19 protein-coding genes are annotated in these 16,739 nt (G+C 68.1%); 8 read left to right on the forward strand and 11 right to left on the reverse strand.

What is annotated here, in order from left to right; genetic code table 11:
• The first annotated feature begins 10 nt into the window (after positions 1-10).
• A complete protein-coding gene (locus ACIQCS_RS10100) occupies positions 11-550 on the forward strand; it encodes a winged helix-turn-helix transcriptional regulator (protein WP_345849889.1) in 540 nt (179 codons plus the stop codon).
• Between the two features lie 30 nt (positions 551-580).
• On the opposite strand, the gene ACIQCS_RS10105 is transcribed toward ACIQCS_RS10100, so the two are convergent.
• Genes ACIQCS_RS10105 through ACIQCS_RS10135 form a run of 7 tightly spaced genes read right to left on the reverse strand, consistent with a single transcriptional unit; the run spans position 581 to position 7,492 of the window.
• Complete coding sequence (locus tag ACIQCS_RS10105) at positions 581-2,422, reverse strand: glycoside hydrolase family 2 TIM barrel-domain containing protein (RefSeq protein ID WP_345849890.1); 1,842 nt, start codon at positions 2,420-2,422, stop codon at positions 581-583.
• A 1-nt stretch (position 2,423) separates the two neighbouring features.
• The gene (locus ACIQCS_RS10110; protein ID WP_345849891.1) at positions 2,424-3,200 is read right to left on the reverse strand and encodes a hypothetical protein; all 777 of its coding nucleotides are present in this window, start codon (positions 3,198-3,200) and stop codon (positions 2,424-2,426) included.
• Positions 3,201-3,230: 30 nt separating this feature from the next.
• Entirely contained in the window at positions 3,231-4,343 is a 1,113-nt protein-coding gene (zapE, locus tag ACIQCS_RS10115) for a cell division protein ZapE (protein ID WP_345849892.1), read from the reverse strand.
• A complete protein-coding gene (locus ACIQCS_RS10120; RefSeq protein ID WP_345849893.1) occupies positions 4,340-4,798 on the reverse strand; it encodes a PaaI family thioesterase in 459 nt (152 codons plus the stop codon). Before ACIQCS_RS10120 ends, zapE begins: the two co-directional genes overlap by 4 nt.
• Before the next feature lie 4 nt (positions 4,799-4,802).
• Complete coding sequence (locus ACIQCS_RS10125; protein ID WP_345849894.1) at positions 4,803-5,588, reverse strand: succinate dehydrogenase iron-sulfur subunit; 786 nt, start codon at positions 5,586-5,588, stop codon at positions 4,803-4,805.
• Between the two features lie 58 nt (positions 5,589-5,646).
• A complete protein-coding gene (locus ACIQCS_RS10130) occupies positions 5,647-6,516 on the reverse strand; it encodes an ATP-dependent Clp protease proteolytic subunit (protein WP_345849895.1) in 870 nt (289 codons plus the stop codon).
• Position 6,517: 1 nt separating this feature from the next.
• The gene (locus ACIQCS_RS10135; protein ID WP_345849896.1) at positions 6,518-7,492 is read right to left on the reverse strand and encodes a C13 family peptidase; all 975 of its coding nucleotides are present in this window, start codon (positions 7,490-7,492) and stop codon (positions 6,518-6,520) included.
• A 143-nt stretch (positions 7,493-7,635) separates the two neighbouring features.
• Here ACIQCS_RS10135 and ACIQCS_RS10140 point away from each other — a divergent pair, with 143 nt between their 5' ends.
• Complete coding sequence (locus ACIQCS_RS10140) at positions 7,636-7,932, forward strand: type II toxin-antitoxin system RelE/ParE family toxin (protein ID WP_345849897.1); 297 nt, start codon at positions 7,636-7,638, stop codon at positions 7,930-7,932.
• Positions 7,842-8,234: a HigA family addiction module antitoxin gene (locus ACIQCS_RS10145; protein WP_345849898.1), complete on the forward strand. Its 393-nt coding sequence runs from the start codon at positions 7,842-7,844 to the stop codon at positions 8,232-8,234. Before ACIQCS_RS10140 ends, ACIQCS_RS10145 begins: the two co-directional genes overlap by 91 nt.
• 6 nt (positions 8,235-8,240) lie before the next feature.
• Here the strand turns inward: ACIQCS_RS10145 and ACIQCS_RS10150 are convergent, their stop codons facing one another.
• From ACIQCS_RS10150 to sdhC, 4 genes are read right to left on the reverse strand one after another with little or no spacing between them, the layout of a single operon-like run.
• A complete protein-coding gene (locus tag ACIQCS_RS10150) occupies positions 8,241-8,666 on the reverse strand; it encodes a hypothetical protein (RefSeq protein WP_345849899.1) in 426 nt (141 codons plus the stop codon).
• Positions 8,666-10,480, reverse strand: a complete 1,815-nt coding sequence (sdhA, locus tag ACIQCS_RS10155) for a succinate dehydrogenase flavoprotein subunit (protein WP_345849900.1) — start codon at positions 10,478-10,480, stop codon at positions 8,666-8,668. The genes ACIQCS_RS10150 and sdhA overlap by 1 nt, the downstream gene beginning before the upstream one ends.
• On the reverse strand, positions 10,480-10,869 hold the full coding sequence (gene sdhD / locus ACIQCS_RS10160) for a succinate dehydrogenase, hydrophobic membrane anchor protein (RefSeq protein WP_345849901.1): 390 nt from the start codon (positions 10,867-10,869) through the stop codon (positions 10,480-10,482). Before sdhD ends, sdhA begins: the two co-directional genes overlap by 1 nt.
• On the reverse strand, positions 10,862-11,287 hold the full coding sequence (sdhC, locus tag ACIQCS_RS10165) for a succinate dehydrogenase, cytochrome b556 subunit (protein ID WP_280278028.1): 426 nt from the start codon (positions 11,285-11,287) through the stop codon (positions 10,862-10,864). Before sdhC ends, sdhD begins: the two co-directional genes overlap by 8 nt.
• Positions 11,288-11,478: 191 nt before the next feature.
• Between sdhC and ACIQCS_RS10170 the strand changes: the two genes are divergently transcribed.
• From ACIQCS_RS10170 to ACIQCS_RS10190, 5 genes are all read left to right on the forward strand, one after another.
• Complete coding sequence (locus ACIQCS_RS10170; RefSeq protein WP_345852050.1) at positions 11,479-12,822, forward strand: methyl-accepting chemotaxis protein; 1,344 nt, start codon at positions 11,479-11,481, stop codon at positions 12,820-12,822.
• Positions 12,823-12,836: 14 nt separating this feature from the next.
• A complete protein-coding gene (locus ACIQCS_RS10175; RefSeq protein ID WP_345849902.1) occupies positions 12,837-14,204 on the forward strand; it encodes a methyl-accepting chemotaxis protein in 1,368 nt (455 codons plus the stop codon).
• A 117-nt stretch (positions 14,205-14,321) separates the two neighbouring features.
• The gene (locus ACIQCS_RS10180; protein WP_345849903.1) at positions 14,322-15,023 is read left to right on the forward strand and encodes an SDR family oxidoreductase; all 702 of its coding nucleotides are present in this window, start codon (positions 14,322-14,324) and stop codon (positions 15,021-15,023) included.
• Positions 15,013-15,720, forward strand: a complete 708-nt coding sequence (locus tag ACIQCS_RS10185; RefSeq protein ID WP_345849904.1) for a hypothetical protein — start codon at positions 15,013-15,015, stop codon at positions 15,718-15,720. Before ACIQCS_RS10180 ends, ACIQCS_RS10185 begins: the two co-directional genes overlap by 11 nt.
• On the forward strand, positions 15,720-16,694 hold the full coding sequence (locus tag ACIQCS_RS10190; RefSeq protein ID WP_345849905.1) for a 50S ribosomal protein L11 methyltransferase: 975 nt from the start codon (positions 15,720-15,722) through the stop codon (positions 16,692-16,694). The genes ACIQCS_RS10185 and ACIQCS_RS10190 overlap by 1 nt, the downstream gene beginning before the upstream one ends.
• Positions 16,695-16,739: the final 45 nt, after the last annotated feature.

The following is a 16,739-nucleotide window of genomic DNA, read 5'->3' on the forward strand; positions in this document are numbered from 1 at the left end:
GATGGAGTCAATGCCCCCCGAACCCGTGCCGCTGCTGCGCATGCTCGAGGCCAATCGCTGGGCGATCCCGGTGCTGGCGCTGCTGCATCGGGAGCAGGGCTCGCGCTTCGCGGTGATCGCGCGGGCATTCGACCTGCCGCACAACAGCCTGGCGCGCTGCCTCGTCCATCTGAAGGCGTGCGGCTGGGTGATTCCCAATCCCGGCCATGGCCACCCGCTGCGCCCCGAATATGTGCTGACCGAAGCCGGGCTGGCGGTGGGCGCGCTGTGCGCGCGGATCGCGGCGGCACGGGCCCGGCTGAAGCTGGGGACGGGCGACCTGCCGCGCTGGTCGCTGCCGCTGGTCGCCGGGCTGGGGCCCGACTGGACCCGCTTCGGCGAGATCCAGGCGCGTCTCGCTCCGGTGACGCCACGGGCGCTGTCGACCACGCTCAAGGCCGTGATCGACGAGGCCCTGGTGCGGCGGAAGCTGGAGGATCGCTACCCGCCGCTGCCGCTCTACGCGCTCACGGGCAAGGGCGCGGATTTCGCGGCGGCAATGGCCGGCTAGTGTTGCTCCCCTCCGTGACAGGGAGGGGGATCAGCGCTCCGCCTTTTCCCGCTTCGCATAGTCCTCGGCCAACACGCCGAACGCCAGCTTGCGCTGGCCGGTCTCGGAGATCAGACCCTTGCGGTTCCAGCCCTGCTGATAGACCGGGTGCTGTCGGCGCGGCGAACGAAAGTCCTTGAGGATCCAGGGGCTCAGCCCCTGCAGGAACGGCACCCTGGCCGCCATCTCGAGCGTGCGGCGATAATATTCGGCCTGATATTCCTCGCTGAACTTGTGCGGGGCGGCGGCGATGTCGTGATAGCCATAGAGCGCATCGGCGCCGAATTCGGAGAAGATCAGCGGCTTGGTGACCGGGCTTTGCCATTCGAAGCTCGGGAGCGCGGCGAGCGGATCGTCCGAATACCAGCCATTATAGGTGTTGATCGCCATCACATCGAGATCGCCGACCAGCGGATCGTCGATCCGCATCACCTTGCCCTGGCGCGCGCTGAGCAGGGCGGCGGTGACCAGCCGGCTGTCGTCCAGCGCACGGACGTCGCCGATCAGCGTGCGCAGAAAGGCGTTGCGGGCGTCGCTCACCGGCGTTTCGTTGGCGACGCTCCACAGCACGATCGCCGCGCGGTTGCGGTCGCGGCGGATATTCTCGGCGATCATCCGGCGCGCGGTCGCCAGCGTATCGGCATCGCCCCAGGCGACCCGCCAGTAGACGGGCACCTCGCTCCACACCAGCAGCCCCATCTCGTCGGCCAGGCGTGTCGTGCCCTCGTCGTGCGGATAATGCGCCAGGCGTACGAAATTGCCGTGGAGCCCCTGCTTGATCTCGGCGAACAGGGCGCGGGCGGCGGCGGGGCTCATGGCGCGCACCGGATCCTTGCCCAGCTCCTCCTCGTGCATCGAGATGCCGCGCAGGAAGATCGACTTGCCGTTGAGCAGGATCCTGTCGCCCAGCACTTCGATCGTGCGGAAACCGATCCGGTCGGTGAAGCGGTCCGCGCCGCTGGTGATCTCGACGTCGTAGAGCTTCGGACTGTCGGGCGACCAGCGCTGCAGGGTGCGCGGGGCGGCGAGGCTGGCGGTCCAATTGCCGTCGGCGTCGGTGCGGCCGGCGAGCGTGGCGCCGAGCGCGGGGATGGCCAGGCGGATCGGCGTGCCCGCGGCCTGTGGGCCGAGCAGATGTGCGGAAACCGCGATGCGGCCGTCCTTGCCCAGCCGCACGAACGCGTCGTCGACGAACGTCTCGGGCACGGTGACCAGGCGGATCGAGCGCGTGATGCCGCCATAGGTCTCCCAGTCGGTGACCGGCGGGGGCACGTCCTTGTCGGTCCGCGCGGAATCGACGCCCAGCGTGATCTGGTTGCTGCCGGGCCGCAGCAGTTCCGTCACGTCGAAGGCGAACGGCGTGAAGGCGCCGACATGCCTGCCCACCGGCTTGCCGTTCAGGAACACGCTGGCGGCATAATCGGCGCTGCCGAAGCGGAGATATACCCGCTTGCCCGCGCCCGCCGGCTGCCAGGCGAAGGTCCGCTGATACCAGACCAGCCCCTGATAATAGCGCATCTCGGGCGCATGGCCGATCCAGCTGCCGGGCAGGTGCGTGACCGGGGAGCGCTGCATGTCGAACTCGAACAGCGCGGTCGGGCGCCTTTCGGCCTCGTCGGCCTGGATCCTGTCCTGGAAGCGGGCGGTGCTCTCCCCCGGCGGGCCGCCATGGAAGCCGGCGACGCCGTCGCGATAGGGATCGACCGACCAGTGCCAGGCGCCGTCGAGGCTCAGGCCGGGGCGCATGTCGGCGGCGGCCAGGGTCTGGGCTGTTGCGGTAAACGGTGTCCACGCCAGCGCGAGCGCGCACCATGATGCAGGGATCGGCTTCAACTCACTCTCCCTGGGATGCGCTGCCCGGATGCGTGCCCGGGCGCTGCGGAATGACGAGGATCAGCACGAGGATCGCCGCGGCGAGCACTGCCGATGCGAGCGGACGGCTGAAGTCGAGCCCGCCCTTGGCAAGCGGCTTGTCGAGGAAATCGCCCACCGTCGCGCCGAGCGGCCGGGTGAGGATGAAGGCGGCCCAGAACAGCGCGACGCGGCTCGTCCCGGTCCGGTAATAGAGCAATGCCAGCCCCGCGAGCGCGCCGCCGAACAGCATCGCGCCGCCGGCATAGCCGAGCCCGCCATCATCCGCCGCCCAGTCGCCGAGCGCGGTGCCGAGCGTCTGCGAGAAGGTGATGGTCAGCCAGTAGAAGCCCTCGGCCCGGGGCGAGCGCACCGTGTCGACCGAGACCGATCCCAGCACCGCGTGCCACAGGCCCAGCGCGCCGAGCACGCAGGCGAGCAGCAGGGCCGAGCCGCCGGTATAGCCGATGCCCAGCGAGCGCGTGGCGAAATCGGCCATGGTGGTGCCGGCCGTCGTCGAGGCGATGATCGTCGCCCAATAGAGAAAGGGGTGGAAGCGCCGGGCCGCGATCTGCCAGGCGACGAGCAGGATCAGCGGGACGATGAAGATGGCGGTGCTGGCGAGATAGCCCATCTCCCAGGTCATCGAGACGGTGTCGCCGCCCGTCTCGCCGAGCGTGGTGGCGAGGATCTTGATGATCCAGAAGCCCAGGGTGACCGCGGGCACCTTGGTCACGAAGTCGCGCTGATCCCGAGTCATGTGCCGTCTCCGCTGGCCGGAGTCGGCAGCCTATCGTTCGCCGTGGCCCTCCGCCAGATAGGCATCCGAACGCATTTCCATGAGGCGGGAGACGGTGCGGTCGAACTCGAAGCGGCCGTCGCCGGCTTCGTAGAGATGCTGCGGCTCGGCATCGGCGGCGGCGAGCAGCTTGACCTTGTGCTCGTAGAGCGCGTCGATCAGCGTCACGAAGCGCGCCGCCTCGTTGCGGTTCTCGGGCCCCAGCCTTGGGATGCCGACCAGGATCACGGTGTGGAAGCGCCGGGCGATGGCGAGATAGTCGGCCGCGCCGCGCGCCTCGCCGCACAGCCGCTTGAACGAGAAGACCGCGACGCCCTTCAGGCATTTCGGCACGTGCAGCTCGCGCCCGCCCTGCACCGCGATGTCGCAGGCCGGCACGTGCGCGGCGTCCTCGACCGGATAGTCGGTCAGGCGGAAGAAGGCGGCGGAGAGCTGCCTGGTCGCCTCCGGGCCGTTGGGCACAAGCCAGGTATCCATGCGCCCGAGCCGGTCGAGCCGATAGTCCGTCGGCCCGTTGAGCGCGAGCACGTCCATCCGCGCCTCGATCAGCGCGATGAAGGGAAGGAACAGCTCGCGGTTCAACCCGTCCTTGTAGAGGTCGCGCGGCGGGCGGTTCGACGTGGCGACCATGGTGAGGCCATGGCCCATCATCTCGGTGAAGAGCCGCGAGAGGATCATCGCGTCGGCCGGATTGTTCACCACCATCTCGTCAAAGGCGAGCAGGCGCACATCCTCGGCCATCGCATCGGCGACCTTCACCACGGGGTCGCGCGTGTCCTTCTTGCGCTCCTCGTTCAGCCGCTCGTGCACTTCGAGCATGAACTCGTGGAAATGGACGCGGCGCTTCCGGCGGATGTTCACGCTCTCGTAGAACAGGTCCATCAGCATCGACTTGCCGCGGCCGACACTGCCCCAGACATAGAGCCCGCGCGGCGGCTCGGGCAGGCGGCCGAGCGCGCGCCACAGGATGCTGCCCTTTTTCGGCACCGCCTCCAGCTCGCCGGCGAGCTTGTGCAGCCGCTCGGCGGCGATCGCCTGTTCGGGATCGGGGCGGAGCTCGCCGGCGGCGACAAGGGCGCGGTAGCGTTCGATGACGCTGGTCATTGGGGCGGAGAACTCTTGCGGATGGTGCCGAGGAAGCTGGCGACGGTGATATCGCCCTGGCGGACGACGCCGCGCAGGAAGAGCATGCGGCCGGTCTCGCGCAGCAGCTCGACCTCGGCCTGGGTATCGGTGCCGATCGCGCCGCCGGCGATGAACTGGATCGACATGTCGACAGTGGAGGCCGGGCCGGCGAGGATGCCGAGGCCGCGCGCCGCGGCGAACAGCGCCATGTCGATGAAACCGGCCAGCGCGCCGCCATGAACATGGTCGCGCAGGTTCGAGTGCTGGCGCGCGAAGCGGTGGCGGACCAGCGCGGTCCGCTCGCCCGTCGCCTTCACCGAAAGCGCGCCGATGAAGCTGTTGAACCGCCCCTGATCCAGAATCTGCCAGCGCTTCCAGCCCGGCAGGTCCGGATCGTCCTCGTAGAAGAAATGCTCGGGCGCAGGCTGGCTCACGGGATCAGAGCGTGCGCTCGGCTTCCATCTTCTTGATCTCGGCGATCGCCTTGGCCGGGCTCAGGCCCTTGGGACAGACGTTCGCGCAGTTCATGATCGTGTGGCAGCGATAGAGGCGGAAGGGATCCTCGAGCTCGTCGAGGCGCTCGCCGGTCATCTCGTCGCGCGAATCGGCCAGCCAGCGATAGGCCTGGAGCAGGATCGCCGGGCCCAGGAACTTGTCGCTGTTCCACCAATAGCTCGGGCACGAGGTCGAGCAGCAGGCGCACAGGATGCACTCATACAGGCCGTCAAGCTTCTCGCGATCGGCCGGCGACTGGAGGCGCTCCTTGCCCGAGGGCGTGGTCGACACGGTCTGCAGCCACGGCTTGATCGAGGCGTATTGGGCATAGAAATGCGTGAAGTCGGGCACCAGGTCCTTGATCACGTCCATGTTCGGCAGCGGCGTGATGCGGATGTCGCCCTTGATGTCCTCGATCGCGGTGGTGCAGGCGAGGCCGTTGCGCCCGTCCATGTTCATCGCGCACGAGCCGCAAATGCCCTCGCGGCACGAGCGGCGGAAGGTGAGCGTCGAGTCCTGCTCCGACTTGATCTTGATCAGCGCGTCGAGGACCATCGGGCCGCATTCGTCCAGGTCGATCTCGAACGTGTCGTAGCGCGGATTCTCGCCCGCATCGGGATCGTAGCGGTAGATCTTGAACTTCTTGACGTTCTTCGCGCCCGGATCCGCCTTGTGCTCCCGGCCCTTGGTGGAGATGCGGCTGTTCTTGGGAAGGCGGAATTCGGCCATCGAGGGGTTCCTTATGCTTGGGCGCGCGATAGCCAATCGCGCCGCGCCGCTCAACCTCTCAGATGATGTCGAGCACCAGGCCCAGCGAACGCGCCTCCTCGGCCTCGATGTACCAGCCATCGGATGCCCGGGCGCGGAGGTCCTCGAAGGGCAGGCGCGTGCCCGCCACGAGCGCGCGGAAGCCCGCCTCCTCGATCCGTGCGGCTTCCTCGATCTCGTGCAGCGCGGCCTTCAGGCTGGCGGCGCAGCGATCGAGCGGGCCGGTCAGCGCCACGTTGCGAGCGAGGATGCTCTCCTGGATCATCAGCCGCGTGCCGCGGGTGAGGAAGCGCTTGTCGGCGGGGAAGGCGGCCATGAACAGCGTGCCCGCCGACTGGACCGCGACCTTGCCGAGAAAGAGCGTCTCGCGTCCCGAATATTCGCGCAGCAGCCGGATCTCGTCGCCCATCAGCCGCGCGACCTCGGGATCGCCGCCCGGCGTGGAGAGCGAGACGACGAGCGTGCCCTGTTCCGGCGCGGCGGCGAGCTGTTCGCGGAAGCTGGCGTACATCGTCCGGTCGAACGGACCGGTCAGCGCCACGTGCGGCTGGGCGAGCAGCGGGTAGCGGGTCGCCTGGGCGCCGTCGTCGGGCAGGGGGGCGGGTTCGTGCATGCCGGCAATCGCTGCGAGCACTTCGGGTTCGGGTTCGGGTACGGGCGGAAGCGCGGGCGCGGCCGGCCGCGGCGCCAGCGCCCGGCGCCGCGCCTCGCGTCGTTCGACCCAGCGGCGGACCATGAACGCGAAGCCGAAGGTGATGAGCAGGCCGAGGCCGATCTGCAGCAGCCGGTTGCGGAATCCGCCCGGAAGCGCCTTCTGGATCGCCGCGGGAATCTGATGCTCCAGATCGCCCGGGATCAATCGCTCCAGGAGAGTCTCCTGCTCGGCCATTTCATTCGCCGGTCTTGAACGCGTCGGTCGCCGGGCGGCCGACGGGCGGGGTGTCGGTCTGGGGCATGCGTGCCTCGAGCGGGGCCAGCCAGGCCGCGACATGGTCGCCGATGCTGACCTGCGGGTTGGAGGGAGGCACCTGCGCGGCGCCCTCCCAGTCGCCGATCATCATCCGCGCCTCGTCCGAGGCCCTTTCGAGCGGCTGGTTCTTGCGCAGCGCATGGTTGATCATCGCGTCGCCGAAGAAGGTCCAGTCATTATGGGCCTCGCAGCCGAAGCTCGGCCGATCCGAGGAGGCGGCGGTGAACAATGCGGTGTCGGGGCTGGAGAGCGGCCCGACGAAGATGCCCGAATAGCAGGCCGACAGGATCAGCACGCGATTGCGGATGCCGAGTTCGTCGAGCAGCGCCTGGAGCCGCCTGGGGCTCAGGATGCCATAACCCTGGTCGCCGTCATGATAGGCGATGCCCACCTGGGCGCCGTGGCTGGTGGTGTAGAGGACGAGGACGTCCTGCTCCTTGTCCATCACCTCGGCGATTCGGGCGAGCGCCAGGGTGAGGCTGGTCAGCGAGCCGTTCGGCAATTCGCTCGGCATGGTGCCGGTGCTGCCGGCGAGGACGATGGTGCGCCCGGCGGCATCGAAGCGGCGCGAGAGCACCTTGCCCGCCTCGCGCGCCTCACGCGCGAACACCGGATCGCTGTCGAGCGCGACCGAGACGACATAGGCGTCGACCAGTGCCTTGCGCTGCGGCTGGAGCGCGTTGAGCGCGGCGTTCAGCTTGCGGGCATCGGCGAGCATCGCTTTGGCGGATCGCCCGCGCTGCAGCTCGGGGCCGGGATCGAGCCCCTCGATGCCGTCGCTGCCCGAGACCATTCCCGGCCATTCCGCCTTGTGCTCCGGCGCGCGAAACTGGGCGGCGGCGGGGGTGGCGGCGAGCGCGGCAGCCGCGGCAAGGATGGCGAACGCGATACGCATGGCAGGCGCGAAACCCCCGGAGATCGTTAACGACCCACTCTCGCGGGTGCGGGAGCGGTGTCAAGCGGGGCGATTGCAAAGGCGTCCGAATTGGGGATTGCTGCCGTAAAGTGTAGCTTGACGCTTTACGGCAGGTCGATTATATGGACGCGGTGCAGATCGAGTCCATTCGGCACACAGCGCTCCGCAGCTTTGCCGAGACCGGCAAGCCGAAGGGGCTGAACGCGAAGGTCGCGGAACGGCTCTTGCGGATGATCGCCTATCTGGTCGCGATCGAGAGTGTTGAGGAACTCTGCACCCCGCCGAACTGGGGTGCGCATCTGCTGACGGGCGAGCGGGCGGGCACCTGGTGGCTGACGGTGACGAAGAACTGGCGGATGACCTTCAGGATCACCGAGGAAGGCATGATCGCCGACATGGATTTGGAGGACTATCACTGATGGCCATCACCGTCGCGCCTGTCTTCGCGGTCCATCCGGGTATGTGGCTGCGCCATGAGATCGTCGAGCCGCACGGGCTGGGCGTGACCGAAGTTGCGACGCATCTCGGCGTCACGCGTCAGGCGATGAGTGCGCTGCTCAATGGCCGCGCGGGCCTGTCTGCCGAAATGGCGATCCGTTTCGAAAAGGCGTTCGGGGTGAAGGCTGACACGCTGCTGCGGACGCAGGGTGCGTATGAGCTGGCGAATGCGCGGGCGCAGGCGGACGCGATCAAGGTCGAGCGGTTCGGGAAGGCGGCCTGACGAGCCTTACTCGCTAGGGGAGTTGCGGGCCGCCGCTTTGGACCTTACGAAATCGGCCTCTCCGGCAGCGCCGGGATCGTCGCGCAGGTGCGCGTTAAAATAGACAGGCACTTTGAACGCTATACGACTCGTGGTTCCCGAGACATCCTTGATGTCTTTCTTCGTCTCCAATGAGCCGTCTGCGCCAACTTTAGCGCTTAGAACCGCAATGCCGGCTCCAGCCTTCCCGCTCTTCTTATTGGACTCGGTTTTTTCTGAAGTCGCTGTAACGGCAATGTCGAACTCAATGTACGACTTCTCCGTCACCTGCTCACCATTCATCGAGCCAGGAACAACCGCCACGATTTCATAGGTGTCGGCCTTCGCGAGATGAATACCATAAGCGATTTCGGATATCGCTTCGGCGACAAACTCGGAAAGCCGTACACTCATCAATACACCCGCTTCTTCGGCTTGATATATTCGATCTCGTCGGTGAGCGTATAGTCGTGGACCGGGCGGTAATCGATGCTGGTGGCGCCGCCCTTGCCGCCCCAGCCTTCGAAGGTGGCGACGGTGTGCTTCATCCAGTTCTTGTCGTCGCGCTCCGGGAAGTCCTCGTGCATGTGTGCGCCGCGGCTTTCCTTGCGGTTGGCGGCGCACTCGATGGTGACGACAGCCTGGCCGATCAGATTGTCGAGCTCCAGCGTCTCCACCAGGTCGGTGTTCCAGATCAGCGAGCGGTCCTGGATGCCGACGTCCTGGAAGCCCTTATAGACATCCTGCATGTGCTGCACGCCCTCGGCGAGCAGCGCGCTGTCGCGGAACACCGCGCAGTGGCGCTGCATCGTCTTCTGCATGTCGGCGCGGACTTCGGCGGTCGGGCGCGCGCCCTTGGCGTTGCGGAAGTGATCGAGGCGGCCGAGCGCGAATTCCTCCGAGCCCTTGGGCAGCTCGTTATGCTTCATGCCGGGCTTGAGCAGCTCCTTCAGGCGCAGACCGGTCGCGCGGCCGAACACGACCAGGTCGATCAGCGAATTGGAGCCCAGGCGGTTGGCGCCGTGCACCGACACGCAGGCCGCCTCGCCCACTGCGAACAGGCCGGGGATCACCGCGTCCGGATCGCCATCCTTATTGTGGACGACTTCGCCGTGATAGTTCGTGGGGATGCCGCCCATGTTGTAGTGGACGGTCGGCACCACCGGCAGCGGCTGGCGGGTCAGGTCGACGCCGGCAAAGATCTTGCCGGTCTCGGTGATGCCCGGCAGGCGCTCGTGCAGGATCTTCGGGTCGATATGGTTGAGGTGAAGGAAGATGTGGTCCTTCTCCTTGCCCACGCCGCGGCCCTCGCGGATCTCCATCGCCATCGAGCGCGCGACGACGTCGCGGCTGGCAAGGTCCTTGGCCGAGGGGGCATAGCGCTCCATGAAGCGCTCGCCCTCGGAGTTGGTCAGATAGCCGCCCTCGCCGCGCGCGCCCTCGGTGATGAGGACGCCGGCGCCGTAGATGCCGGTCGGGTGGAACTGGACGAACTCCATGTCCTGCAGCGCGATGCCCGCGCGCAGCGCCATGCCGTTGCCGTCGCCGGTGCAGGTGTGCGCCGACGTCGCCGACTGATAGACCCGGCCGCCGCCGCCGGTGGCGAGCACGACGGCGTGCGAACGGAAGCGGTGGATCGAGCCGTCTTCCATGCACAAGGCGATCACGCCGCGGCAGGCGCCGTTCTCCATGATCAGGTCGAGCGCGAAATATTCGACGTAGAAGTCCGCGTCATACTTCAGGCTCTGCTGGTAGAGCGCGTGGAGCATGGCATGGCCGGTGCGGTCGGCCGCGGCGCAGGTGCGCTGCACGGGCGGGCCTTCGCCCATGTTCTGCATATGGCCGCCGAACGGGCGCTGGTAGATCGTGCCATTGTCGTTGCGGCTGAACGGCACGCCGGCATGTTCGAGCTCATAGACCGCGGCCGGAGCTTCGCGGACCATATATTCGATCGCGTCCTGGTCGCCGAGCCAGTCGGAACCCTTGACGGTGTCGAACATGTGCCACGACCAGTGATCGGGCGTGTTGTTGCCCAGGCTGGCGGCGATGCCGCCCTGCGCCGCGACGGTGTGCGAGCGGGTGGGGAACACCTTGGTGATGCACGCGGTCTTCAGGCCGGCCTCGGCGCAGCCCATGGTGGCACGCAGGCCCGAGCCGCCGGCGCCGACCACCACAGCGTCATAGCTGTGGTCGATGATCTTGTAGGCGCCAGAAGAATTGTTTGGCATCAGAGCGCTGCTCCCGCCGTGAAGGCGATCTTGAGGATCGAGAAGACGGCAGTGGTGCCCGCCGCCAGCGTGAAGAAGTTGAGCAGCACCATCAGCACGATGTGCGTCTCGTCGTGCTGATAGTCCTCGATCACCACCTGCAGGCCGAGGCGGAAGTGATAGAAAGTGGCGAGGACCAGGAGGATCAGGGGCACGGCGACCTGGGTCTGGGCGATCCAGTGGCGCACGGTCTCGAAATCATAGGCCGGCAGCAGCGCGATGCTGAGCACGAACCACAGCATCAGGATCAGGTTGGCGCCGGCGGTCAGCCGCTGGTGCCACCAGTGATGCGCGCCTTCGTGCGCCGAGCCGAGGCCGCGGACCTTGCCGATGCTGGTGCCGTTACCCATTGGTCTTACCCCAGATGATGAAGCCCCAGAAGGCGATGGTGAGGAGGATCGCGGCGACATAGGTCAGCAGCGCGGTGGTCTTGTTGGCCTTGAGCTCGAAATTGGCGCCCTGGTCGAGGAACAGGTGGCGGATGCCCGAGCTCATGTGCTGGAAGAAGGACAGGGTGAGCCCGATGCCGAAGACATAGCCGGCGATGTTGAGCGCGCCGGACTTGACCGTGAACAGGTCGAGGAACGCCGCATAGGCCGCCGGGCCCGAGGCGAGGGCGACCAGCCACCAGACGAACAGGATCGTCCCGACGGTCGCCATGCCGCTGCCGGTGACGCGGTGGGTGATGGAGACCGCCATCGCGGGCCCCCACTTCCAGATCGACAGATGCGGCGACGTGGGTCGCGCTTCGTTGCGCACATTGGCCAAGATTATGTCCTTCCTCGGTCGGTGCCGTCTCCTTAATCCCGATGCCGCCGGATGCAAGCTGGCATGCGCAACTGCCGGCTTGGCTAACCCGGCCTTAACCACTTCGCCCGCATATCCCCGGGCAAGTGGCCGATCGTCCCGCGGCCGCAAAGGGGACAAGTTTCGTGACCAACGCCGTATCGCTAGAGGATCTGCCGGCACCGGGCTCCACGGCCGCCCGCATCGACGTGCGCGCCCGTCTTCGCATCTTCGATTTCGAAGGGTCGCTGGCCGCCTCGGGCCGTGCCGCCTGGGAGGCGCTGGAGCCGGAGATTCGCGCGGTCTCGGAAGCCTATTGGCAGCAATGGCTGCGCTGCTTCGCCGACGAGCGCAGCTGGGCGCCCGACGATACGCAGAAGATGATCGATCTCGGCGTCGTCTTCCTGAGGAACCGCTTTCTCGACGCCGAGGGCCGGCCCTGGATCGAGTCGATCGAGCGTTCGGTCGCGGCCGCCTATGCCGCGAACGTGCCGCCGATGGCGCTGCTCTCGATGATCAGCGCGAGCGACCGGGTGGCGCTCGAGATCCTGATCCGCCGGGTCGGCACCGAGGACCAGCGACTCGCCGGGCTGATCGACACGCTGATGCGCCTCTCCGCGCTGGAAGGCGACATCACCGTCGAGATCTACAACATGTATCGCGAGCACAGCGCCCAGGCGGCGCGCGACCGGCTCGCCGAGGATTTCCGCGATTCGATCGGCGGCACCGTCCAGCGCGCCTCGCGCGAGGGCGAGCAGCTCCGCGTCCAGGCCAGCCACACCTCCGCTTCGGCGCGCGGGATGCTGGGCAAGGCGTCGGAGGTTGCGGCGGCGGCGGAACAGTCGGCGGTGGCGATGCGCGAGGCGGCGCAGACGGCGGCGGGCCTGATCCGGGCGATCGAGGATGCGCGGATGGAAGTGGAAGCGGCGGCGGGGATCGCGACGCGTGCTTCGTCGCAGGCGACCGACGCGGTGGGGATGAGCGAGGCGCTGAGCGACCATGCCAAGTCGATCGAATCGATCCTGGGGCTGATCCGTGACATTGCCGGGCAGACGAACCTGCTGGCGCTGAACGCGACGATCGAGGCGGCGCGGGCGGGCGACGCCGGTCGGGGCTTCGCAGTGGTGGCGCAGGAAGTGAAGAGCCTGGCGAACCAGACGGCGCGGGCGACGGACGATATCGCGGCGAAGATCGCGGCGATCCAGTCGGCGACGAAGAGCACGGTGGAGACCAACGCCTCGATCCGCTCGACAGTGAGCGAGGTGCAGGAAAGCGCCAACCGCATCCGCAGCGCGATGGAGGTCCAGGCGCAGACCGTGACCGCGATCACCGCGGCGGTCGACGAGACGGCGCTCGCCGCCGATTCCATGTCCGCTACCATCGGCGCCATCCGCGAGGATACCGAGGCGGTGGCGAGCGAGATCGACCGGGTCGGCCAGGGCTTTGCCGCTCTCGAAGGGCAGCTCGGCAGTCTGAAGGGCAGCGCCAGCGATTTCATCGCCAAGGTCGCGGCCTGAGGAGGAGAGGCAGGATGGTAGGGACGCGCAAGCCCGGCCGCTGGAGCGGCGGCACCCGGACGGTGGAGGATCACCGCCGCGAATATGATTGGGACGGCCTGATCGAATCGGGCTGCCGCGAGATCGTCGCGCTGATCGGCCATCGCCAGCGCGAGATCGCGGAAGCGTTCTGGCACCACTTCAAGGCAATGCCGGCCAGCCAGCCGATGCGCAGGATCCTCGACGACTCCGGGGGCTATGAGGAACAGGTCGCGCACGGCGCGCGCTATGGCACGATCAAGTTCGAGAAGCCGTTCAGCGAGGAATGGGTCGAGATGGTGTGCGGCTATGCCGCGCAGACCTATACGGTGGGCATCCCGCTGCCGGCCGTGATCGCCGCCTTTTCCTTCGCGCACAGCGAGACGATGCGGGCATTGCGCGAGGCGCTGCCGGACGATGCCGAGAAGCTGGGCCGGCTGTGCGACGTGGTCCAGCGCATGGCGATGGCCGAGGCCGATCTGATGGCCGGCCATCTCGGCGCGCGCGACGCGGCCCATGCCGATCAGGCGCGCCGCGACCGTTCGCTGCAGTTCAAGGCGAGCATCGCCGAATCGATCGAAGGGGCCACCGGCCTCGCCAACCGCATCCGGGTGCAGGCGCAGGGCGCCTCGGGCTCGGCGCGTGGGATGCTGGGCAAGGCGTCGGAGGTTGCGGCGGCGGCGGAACAGTCGGCGGTGGCGATGCGCGAGGCGGCGCAGACGGCGGCGGGCCTGATCCGGGCGATCGAGGATGCGCGGATGGAAGTGGAAGCGGCGGCGGGGATCGCGACGCGTGCTTCGTCGCAGGCGACCGACGCGGTGGGGATGAGCGAGGCGCTGAGCGACCATGCCAAGTCGATCGAATCGATCCTGGGCCTGATCCGCGACATTGCCGGGCAGACGAACCTGCTGGCGCTGAACGCGACGATCGAGGCGGCGCGGGCGGGCGACGCCGGTCGGGGCTTCGCAGTGGTGGCGCAGGAAGTGAAAAGCCTGGCGAACCAGACGGCGCGGGCGACGGACGATATCGCGGCGAAGATCGCGGCGATCCAGTCGGCGACGAAGAGCACGGTGGAGACCAACGCCTCGATCCGCTCGACAGTGAGCGAGGTGCAGGAAAGCGCCAACCGCATCCGCAGCGCGATGGAGGTCCAGGCGCAGACCGTGACCGCGATCACCGCGGCGGTCGACGAGACGGCGCTCGCCGCCGATTCCATGTCCGCCACCATCGGCGCCATCCGCGAGGATACCAAGTCGGTGACGCACGAGATCGACACGCTCCAGAAGGACGTGGCCGAAGTCGACGATCGTCTCCACAAGCTGCGCGTCGCCGCGGACAGTTTCTCCAGCAGCGTCGCTGCCTGAAGCGCTTCGTCATTCCCGCGAAGGCAGGGCTCCAGAGGCAAGCAGGACAGCACTTGCTACTCTGGTCCTCCGCCTTCGCGGGGATGACGGGGACAGGGCGACGCGCTAGGCAGGCGCATGGCCACCCATATTCTCCTCACCGGCGCGAGCCGCGGCATCGGCGCCGCGATCGCCGAGAGCTTCAAGAACGACGCGGTGCGCCTGATCGGACAGGGCACCAGGAGCGGCATCCGCGCCGACTTCGCCGATCCCGCGGCGCCCCGGGCCCTGTGGAACCAGGCGCTCGATGCGCTGGACGGCCGGATCGACGTGCTCATCAACAATGCCGGCGTGTTCGAGAGCAATCCGCTCGACATCGAGCATGACGACTGGGTGGCAAGCTGGGAGCGGACGATGCGCGTGAACCTCACCGCTTCGGCCGAGCTCTGCCGGCTCGCCATCTGCCATTGGCAGGCCGGGGGGCGCCCGGGCCGCATCGTCAACATGGCGAGCCGCGCCGCCTATCGCGGCGACAGCCCGGCGCACTGGCATTATGCCGCGTCCAAGGCGGGCATGGTCGGCATGACCAAGAGCATTGCCCGGGGCTATGCGCGCAGCGGCATCCTCGCCTTCGCGATCTGCCCGGGCTTCACCATGACCGGCATGGCCGACGACTATCTCGCCAGCCGCGGCGGCGAGAAGCTGCTCGCCGACATCCCGCTCGGCCGGGTGGCCGATGCCGACGAAGTGGCCGTGCTCGCCCGTTTCTGCGCGCTGGCCGCGCCGCCCTCGATGACCGGCGCGGTGCTCGACATCAACGGAGCGAGCTATGTCCGATAGCCCCAGTCCCCGGCTCCGCCTGGCGGCGCGCCTGCCTTTCGTCGGCGGCCTCCTTGTCGGCGCGCTGGCCGTGGTCGGGGCGGGCATCGTGATCCTGGCGGTGGTCCTGGTCGGCGGCGTGATGCTCACGCGCGGGCATGGCAATGCCGATGCCCCGGCGCAGGTCGAGGCCAAGGCCGCCAAGGAAGTGTTCGCCGTCGCCGCGGTCAATCCGCTGCACGGCACCAACGCGCAGGAGATCGTGATCGCCACCGATTCCTCGATCCGGCGCGGCGATGCCGGCTCCTATTCGGGCGGGGGCGCACCGGACGAGCGCAACGTGATCCTGCTCGACAAGACGAGCGGTGTTAGCCGCAAGCTGCTGCCGGACAATGGCCGCCGGATCGTCTCCCGCGACTATCTGCCGGCGATGGCGGGTGCGGGGGAGGAAGGCGTGGACACGCAGAAGGCGCCGCTCGCTTATTATGTGTTCCGCGTCCGCGCTGCCGACGGCGCGCGCCAGGATGTGCTGGTCGGCGATCTCGCCACCGGGCGGCAGGCCTATCTGCTCGCCGGGATAGACGGGATCGACAAGGCCTGGATGCAGAGCCCGACCCGCCTCGCGCTGCTGATGCGCCAGGGCCGCAAGCTGCAATATCGCGCGATCGAGATTCCCGATCTCAAGGTGGTCGTCGCGCGTCCCGTGGAGATCGATTGATGTCGAGCTGGAAGCTCATCCTGCCCTGCACCCGCGCCGAAGCGGAGGCCATCGACGCCGATGACGAGGCACTGTTCGGCATCGAGCCGATGCCCGTGCTGCTGACCAGCGAGCGGATCGAGGACGATCCCGACCATTGGCAGCTCGAGGCCTTTTTCGAATCGAAGCCCAACAGTGCCGCGCTCGACGCGGTGCGGGCGCTGGCGCCGAGCGCGAAGGGCGTGAAGGCAGTGGCCGAAAAGGTGCGCGATGCCGATTGGGTGACGCTCAGCCAGGCCGGGATCGAGCCGGTCCATGCCGGCCGCTTCTATGTCCATACCGCCACCAACAAGGGCAGGGTGCCTGCGGGTGCCACGGCCTTCCGCATCGATGCCGGCCTCGCCTTCGGCACCGGCACGCACGAAACCACTTCGGGCTGCCTGCGCGCGCTCGACCGGCTGAAGCGCGAGGGCAAGCGCTTCGAGAACGTGCTCGATCTCGGCACCGGCACCGGGCTGCTCGCCTTCGCCGCGCTCCACCTCTGGCCGCGCGCCTATGCCACCGCGTCGGACATCGATGCGCGCGCGGTGGCGGTTACCGCCGAGAATGCCGAGCTGAACGGCGTGCGGCTCGGTGGCGGGCAGGGCGCGCTGGCGCTCGCCGCCGCGGCGGGGGTCGAGCATCCGCTGCTCATCGGCCGCGCGCCCTATGACCTCGTCATCGCCAACATCCTCGCCGGTCCGCTGGTCGAGCTGGCGCCGAGCGTGGGCGCGGTGCTGGCCGAGGGGGGCACGCTGATTCTCGCCGGGCTGCTGGCGGGGCAGGCCGAGACGGTGGCGCAGGCCTATCGCCGGCAGGGCCTGCGCCTCGTCCACCGCGCCGATCGCGGCGACTGGCCGACGCTGACCCTGGCGAAGCGCGTGCGCTACGGGACGGAGCGGGTGACCCGGCTGAGTCGCGGCAAGGGCGAGGCGCCGGGATTCGGGAGCTGGTAGGGCCGGGAGGCGCCACACCCCACCGTCATCCCCGCGAAAGCGGGG

It is taken from the genome of Sphingomonas sp. NPDC092440, from assembly GCF_044754985.1.
Taxonomy (GTDB): Bacteria; Pseudomonadota; Alphaproteobacteria; order Sphingomonadales; family Sphingomonadaceae; genus Sphingomonas.